Source organism: Bartonella sp. AD328YNZD, assembly GCF_042196425.1.
On sequence record NZ_JBHIQG010000340.1, the window covers coordinates 1 to 2,483 of the forward strand.

Annotated in this window: 2 protein-coding genes; both read right to left on the minus strand. The window is 34.8% G+C overall.

Annotated elements, in window-relative coordinates; genetic code table 11:
- Nucleotides 1–1,040: 1,040 nt before the first annotated feature.
- On the minus strand, nucleotides 1,041–1,340 hold the full coding sequence (locus ACFIO3_RS11505; protein WP_375608475.1) for a hypothetical protein: 300 nt from the start codon (nucleotides 1,338–1,340) through the stop codon (nucleotides 1,041–1,043).
- A gap of 387 nt (nucleotides 1,341–1,727) precedes the next feature.
- The gene (locus tag ACFIO3_RS11510) at nucleotides 1,728–1,871 is read right to left on the minus strand and encodes a hypothetical protein (protein WP_375704491.1); all 144 of its coding nucleotides are present in this window, start codon (nucleotides 1,869–1,871) and stop codon (nucleotides 1,728–1,730) included.
- Nucleotides 1,872–2,483: the final 612 nt, after the last annotated feature.

Below are 2,483 nucleotides of genomic sequence, written 5' to 3' on the forward strand. Positions count from 1 at the left end.
TTTCCCGAAAATTTAGAAAACACTAGTGAGAATTCTAAGAACACGTGTTGCGAATGTGGAATAAGGGCTGTTTATAGATTAATTTGAGTTGAATGAATTCAATCATCAAAGAAAATATGTTATATTTTTATGTGTTTCGTAGGTTTTGATTTTATATATTTTTATCTATAAAAATAGAGATTTCTAGGTTTAATTCCTATTTTTTATATTACTCAATTTCATTTTTGTTTGCATATATTGCTTAAGAAATTTATTTAGGCAGTAAAGTGCTTTTTTGTTTTATTTTTCAGTATAGAGATATTTCTTAACATGAAGGAGAGGTCTAGAAATATTAATGGTGTAATCAGTTATTGTTTGGGTGTTTATTCTATTGTACTGTAAAATACCCTCATTTGAGGAGCGCTAATTAAAGTGGTTAAAAAGTGGAACCGTTTTAAAGAGGTGTGTCTTAAGGCACCAAAGCCCATTTTGCAGAGCTGACCATGGATGGTATAATGGTAAATCTAATAGAGTACCTCCATCTTCATGCTTATAGAAGAAGCAAGCCAGCACCATCATTATATTAGCCAGCTCGTGGGTGTTGCGACAGCCCTTGGCACTTAAGACGGTTCATAAAAGGCATTTTTAGTTCTTTCTTGTATAGTTTTTACCTATACGCCAGCTCCGCTTGTGAGGTGCAAGCAAGTGATTTTGATTGATTCAACATAAACAGATTTGCAATGAGAGAATCCTACGATATTCGGGATTCTAATTCAATATGAATAACGATAAATTATTTATTATAAATCAATATCTTGTCTAGAAAAGGAGGCGGATTGTTTACAGATTGATGCGGGGTAAGAAGCTTCATCCTTTGAGGTAGTGAGAGCGAGATTCTGCTAGACAATGGTGTAAATTAGAACGCCCCCCAAGCGGGCAGGTACTAAGTCCAGTTTGTTGCATATATTGAGCCATACAATGCGTAGCGAGTGTACCATGACTGGTTGTAGAAAAAATTATTGCCAGATAAAAGGTACGTTTGTTTGGTCACTTTTGGTGCTTCAGATGATAAGGCCACGCGAAATTCTGTTGTAGCATTCCGTCGTCTTTTCATATTCTCGAGCCAAGGATAGAGTCCATATATTCCCATCAATATAATTTTTATAAATATGGCGCAAAGGACGTGTACGAATACTTGTTAGGATAAGAAAACGCAAAGTTAGTTGTGTCATTGTTTTTGTTTTGCAGAGTGTTTGATAAAAAGCAGGCAGCTCTTTCCAATTCATAGCTGGTAAATTTTGCGCTTTATGGTGTTGTTTACCTAAGAGAGCACGTGCTTTTTTGTTGCTTGTAATCAACATTATTCAATCTCAATGCAACAGCGCGTTTGAAACAAAGATTGAGGCAAATGAGAGCTTTATCAGGAATTCCAGCTTGTACATGGCAGATGGAGGAGAGGGTATTGCGTATCTGTGTTGGCGTAGACTCTGAAACTGCTATACAGCCTCATTTGTAGAGAATATAAAGTCGTAAAGGTGCAAATCAATCACAAGCCTTACCATCACTTTTAGTTCAGTTTTACGACTTTCAAAAGCATTTAAAGCAATATTCTTTAATAAAGGTGCTTACTGCTTTACGCTTTTGTTTATTGCATTCTTTAATAAGATCACGTCCCTCATGCAAAACAGAATGTTCCAAATCAAATACACTTGGGTTGCCAGTTCAAGGGCTTTTTTTAGAAACATTTCTTAATGCTTCCAAGTCCATTTTACGACACTACCCGTGAATAGTATAACAATAAAACCATTGAGCTCTCCATCTTTAGGCTTATGAAGGAGTAAGTTGATACCATCACATATTTTGTAAGCACCTAATGTTTGTAATTCAGGCATTTGAGATAATTCATAGGAGGCGTGTTAATCCTTTATTAACAATTTTTATTCCATTTTCTCCCTGCTTGTAACGTGCAAAAGACATGGTTTTGGTTGATTCAAACAGATTTGCAATGAGAGAGCCTATGATATTAAGATCTCTCATCCAACATGCAAAACAATGAACATTCTTTATAAATCAATGTCATGTAGTTTAAAAAGTGGGATTATAGATTTGTGCTTATAGGAATTTTTGCTCTTTGAGATGTAGAGAAGAGAGCAGGAATATTTAGAGTAGCGCTTGCCTGTGTATTTTGTAGACATTGTCTTTTAGGATAGGAAAATGATCAAAGGTTAAGAGAATTGAGAAAGAGTTTCATGTGTGATTTAATTTTTTTGTGAAGTTGTTTTCTCTTAACTTTTTTCTTCTTTTGTTCATTAAAAGTGTAGAAAACGCATTGAAGAAGCAAAGAGAAGAGGGGGATGAAAATAAAAAGCCATAACCAATTGGTTATGGCTTTTTGTCTTGTATAATACTATCGAGAGAAGAATCCCTCTTAAGCGATTTTTGATTTAGCAAAAATCGGGTCGTAAAAGACTTCAGTGAGTTTTCTATCTTTAAAGAACAACACT

Bases quoted from the DNA above. Each gene is read 5' to 3' on its own strand.
- ACFIO3_RS11505 (WP_375608475.1), bottom strand. From the start codon at position 1,340: ATGTTGATTACAAGCAACAAAAAAGCACGTGCTCTCTTAGGTAAACAA.
- ACFIO3_RS11510 (WP_375704491.1), bottom strand. From the start codon at position 1,871: ATGCCTGAATTACAAACATTAGGTGCTTACAAAATATGTGATGGTATC.